An 865-nucleotide genomic window follows, 5' to 3' on the forward strand; every position below is an offset into this window, starting at 1 on the left:
AAATCCCAGGGGCTGGTGATTAACGTCAACAGCGCGGCGGGTAAAGGCATGACCACTAACACCTCCGGAGCCATCAAATCCGGCGTCAGCGTCAATATCAACGATGCGGCAGGTGGCTCGGCTCTGGTTATTGAGGGCAGCACGCCGACGCTCGATCAGTCCGGCAATATCCACTCAGCCTCTGCCACGCAGATGGTGGATATAAATAACGGCAGCACCACCACCTTTACCAACAGCGGCACCATCTCCTCTACCGCCGCAGACGGTGTGGTGACCAGTGTTGACCAGCAGGCGGTGAACTTCACCAACGCAAGCGGCGGCAAGCTGGCCGGTGCAGTCAACCTGCTTAACGGCAACAACAGCGTGACGCTGGAGCATGGCAGCCAGGCGGCATCGGTCTTCACTACCGGAGACGGTGATGACACCTTCAACCTGAATGACATTACCGCCGCGGAGAATGCAGCGCTGTTCACCACCCTCGACGGTGGCCTGGGTCATAATGTCCTGAATCTCGACAACTCAAATTACATTCTGGCCGATGCCGACAAGATCCAGAAAATGAGTGAGGCGAATCTGGCCAACAACTCGACATTCACACTGGATAAAACGCAGCTCGATCTGAGCGCGGCAGATGCCGGCTGGAACATCGACGGCAGCAGCACCCTTGCCATGAATGACGACAAGGCGCTGAGTTTTGCCAGCCACCTGGCCGGCAGCGGTCTGGTGACGGTCGATCTGGGCAGCAAGGACAATGACTTTGCCTTCACCGCCAACAATGCGGCGGACGGCTTTGCCGGTACGGTTGCCCTGGCCAACAGCCACTTTGTTCTGGACGGCGCGACCACGCAAAATACCCAGGCCCTGA

At 58.2% G+C, this 865-nt stretch carries 1 pseudogene; it reads left to right on the forward strand.

Features of this window, described 5'->3' with window-relative positions:
• Nucleotides 1-865: pseudogene (locus HYQ67_RS23805) on the forward strand (autotransporter outer membrane beta-barrel domain-containing protein); the annotation flags it as partial.

This window comes from Dryocola clanedunensis subsp. sulfonylureivorans, from assembly GCF_016756775.1.
In the GTDB taxonomy this organism is placed as follows: Bacteria; Pseudomonadota; Gammaproteobacteria; order Enterobacterales; family Enterobacteriaceae; genus Dryocola; species Dryocola clanedunensis.